Raw genomic sequence first — 794 nt, forward strand, 5'->3', positions numbered from 1 at the left:
CGTTCGCCTCGGCGTCGATCATCTTCTGCATCGACTGATAGTCGCGCAAAATCTCAAGCATTTGAGTAACTTCCAGCACCGGCTTGACGTTCGAGCTTTCCGTGAAGCCTTGTACCGTCACCGTCTCGGGGGCGGGGAGGGCCTCTTGATCCGTCATATACATCGAATTGCCCGCCGGGCGAAGGGCCTGTTCGTCATTGAAGCGGACCAGCGCAAAGCGCCCAAGGTCCTGAATACCGTTGGCCGTGGTGAACGAAACCGTGCCTTGGCTGTCGATCATCACCTGCCCGCGTTCGTTCTGGGGCACCGAGATCGGCTGACCATTCTCTCCCAGAATCGGATAACCGTCGGCGGTCGAAATCTGGCCGTTGGTATCGAGATGGAACACGCCGTTGCGCGTATACATATTCTGCGCCGGGTGGCCGATGGTGAAGAACGCGTCGCCGCGTAAGGCCACATCCAGCGGATTGCCCGTGCTCGTCAAGGTTCCTTCCGAGAAATCCCGGAACGAGCCAATATCCTGCGTATAGGAAATGGCCTGCCGGTTGCCCGGCGTGCCCGTGCGCGCAAGATATTCCTGAAACAGCGTCTGTTCCCGCCGGTAACCAGATGTTGACGCATTTGCGAGATTATTCGCAGCCGAGTCGAGCGACCGGCGCAATGCGGACTGGCGAGAAAGAGCAATGTGGATTGGCGATTCCATGAAACGGGTCCTTCGGTTCCCCACACGATAGTCCATACCGTAACGCACTTCCTGTGCCACCGTCAAACTATGTTTCTCATCAAAGTATTAC

The 794-nt window shown here is 57.2% G+C and carries 1 protein-coding gene; it reads right to left on the reverse strand.

Annotation, left to right across the window (positions count from 1 at the left end; genetic code table 11):
• A partial coding sequence (gene flgF, locus VZ95_RS19280) for a flagellar basal-body rod protein FlgF (RefSeq protein ID WP_045777306.1) occupies window positions 1-703 on the reverse strand: 703 nt, incomplete at its 3' end.
• Between the last annotated feature and the right edge of the window lie 91 nt (window positions 704-794).

Source organism: Elstera litoralis (assembly GCF_000963705.1).
Taxonomy (GTDB): domain Bacteria; phylum Pseudomonadota; class Alphaproteobacteria; order Elsterales; family Elsteraceae; genus Elstera; species Elstera litoralis.